Source organism: Bartonella sp. AA86SXKL (assembly GCF_042196885.1).
On the sequence record NZ_JBHIRE010000287.1, the window covers coordinates 1 to 368 of the forward strand.

A 368-nucleotide genomic window follows, 5' to 3' on the forward strand; every position below is an offset into this window, starting at 1 on the left:
GATGTTGAATATGATGAGCACGACAAATTTCCGCAACAATTGAAGCTTCACGCGCTGATTCTTGACGCAATTGATGATCAACGGTCACGACAATTATTTCCGGAGGAACAGAGAGCGTTTTTAAATGGTCCTTGACCAGAAATAGCAAAGCAAGAGAATCACTTCCGCCTGAGACTGCAAGTATCAACTTCTGACACTGAATAAAATCTGATGTTTTAAAGAGATTTCCTGCTAGTCTAACGCACACCGTAAACGACTCCTTTCCTTTTTAGAGGTTTACAAAAAACAGACTCCAACATTTTCTGATGCTTTGATCTTTCTACAAAAAGTGAACAAAACTCTTTATTCTGTTCAAGAGCAATCATACT

Annotated in this window: 1 protein-coding gene; it reads right to left on the reverse strand. The window is 38.6% G+C overall.

Going from position 1 to position 368, the window contains the following annotated elements:
- Positions 1-247, reverse strand: a 247-nt coding sequence (locus ACFIO5_RS11575) for a PP-loop family protein (protein WP_375705488.1), incomplete at its 3' end; no start/stop codon positions are given.
- Between the last annotated feature and the right edge of the window lie 121 nt (positions 248-368).